2 protein-coding genes and 1 tRNA gene are annotated in these 1,343 nt (G+C 35.5%); 1 reads left to right on the top strand and 2 read right to left on the bottom strand.

What is annotated here, in order from left to right; genetic code table 11:
- The coding region (locus AA81_RS14155) for a hypothetical protein (RefSeq protein WP_169999604.1) at positions 1–556 on the top strand (556 nt) is incomplete at its 5' end.
- Positions 557–597: 41 nt separating this feature from the next.
- Here the strand turns inward: AA81_RS14155 and AA81_RS04035 are convergent.
- Both AA81_RS04035 and AA81_RS04030 read right to left on the bottom strand, forming a co-directional pair.
- A tRNA-Gln gene (locus AA81_RS04035) sits at positions 598–672 on the bottom strand.
- 59 nt (positions 673–731) lie between these two features.
- On the bottom strand, positions 732–1,343 hold a 612-nt coding region (locus AA81_RS04030), incomplete at its 5' end, for an FAD-dependent protein (protein ID WP_342750119.1).

Genomic DNA, 1,343 nt, shown 5'->3' with positions numbered 1-1,343 from the left:
GGCTTTGGGAGTAAGTACTACAGAAGATGCAAGCGTTATGAGAGCAGAATTACAAACTAAATCACAAGATTACACTGAAAAGTTAAAAAAGGTATTAGCCGATCTTTATGCACAGTATCCTTCTTCTAACACAGTAGTTCAACTTTATTATCAGTTGAACCCTCAAGATCCAAAAGTAAAGGTTAGCTATTCGAAGTTACAGTTGGATCAGTTAAAACAATACGCCTCTTATTTAGGATCCCAATATTTATTTTCATATTTTCAACAACAGATCACTGAAATCTTGGTAAATGTTCAAACAGTTGTAGATGCTACCCAGGCAGCAACCGATACAAAATTAGAAGCATTGGATGTTGGATTAGATTTAACTGATTTATTAGGGTTAAAGGAAATTAAATTGTCTTATTTGGAAACAATAAAAAAGATCGATCCTAACTATTATACTAATATTGATAGTATGATAGAAAGTGTACAAAAAGAAATAGAAGAAGCTAATAATACCTCTAATACTTCTACAGATACATCTCAAGTTGCAACTCCGTCGAATATCCAATGATAGAAACGTAATAAAAAAGGGAGGTTATACCTCCCTTTTTTTGGCTGGGACGGTAGGATTCGAACCTACGAATAACGGAGTCAAAGTCCGTCGCCTTGCCGCTTGGCTACGTCCCATTAACTAAGTCCACAAAAATCATTATAACATATCAACATTATTTTGTCAATACAGCCGTTTAAAACTCTTTTGCGATTAGGTATCCATGACTTGTAGCATAAGTTATCGAACGGGTCCATCCGCTACAGTCTCCAATTATTTTTACGTTTCCAAAGAAATCATTGTTTATCTTATTTGCATAAAATTTAACCTCTGCTCCATATAAAAGATTATCGGGGTAAGTAACCCCTCTTACGACTGTTTCTAATCGTTCCAAAAAATCAATTATTGATTCGATAGTACGTCTGGGGAGAGCTAGATTCAAATCTCCCAAAATAAAGTGTTTAGGATCTAATGTTGGTTCGACTCGCCCTAATTTTTTCGTCCTTTTTGAACCTTTAAAATCTTCGTAACATTGAAGTATAACCTTGTCTCCACCAGCAAGGATATTGGAAAGCTTTGCGATATAAGAACCATAACCTACAGGGTCGTTGAAAGGCTGAGTGAATGAATGAGTAACCAAAATTGCAAAATTAGTGTTGGTAGTCTTTTTGTTAGTGTTAGCATGTCCATTAACCGTTAAAAAGTCATCGTAACTCTCCAAAGTAACCTCTCCGCCAGGATTGTTGCAAAAAGTTCTCACAATATAGCCGGTTTTGGTTTTTAGCCGGATTTTGAATTCGTACATCTC

The sequence above is a fragment of the Petrotoga halophila DSM 16923 genome, assembly GCF_002924615.1.
Note: the sequence above shows the minus strand (reverse complement) of the source record. Positions and strands in the feature narration are given on the sequence as shown.